Raw genomic sequence first — 258 nt, forward strand, 5'->3', positions numbered from 1 at the left:
AGATAGGAGATAGGAGATAGGAGAGTATCGGCTGCCCGCTTTGGGGCGTGAGGTTTTTTACGTTTGACGGGGCGCTGCCCCGAAGACTATGAGGTCTGGCAGCGGCTGCGCCGCTGAGAGTTGTGGCAGGCAGCTTCAAAAATAAGTGGGCTCCGGTTTTTATCATACTGCTTCCAAATCAAAAAGGACTCCGCAGACAGGGAGTCCTTTTCATTTGGATGAATTTGTTTTGATATTAGGGAAGCACTGATTAATTCG

Source organism: Dialister sp. UBA1703, assembly GCA_002320515.1.
GTDB lineage: Bacteria > Bacillota > Negativicutes > Veillonellales > Dialisteraceae > Dialister.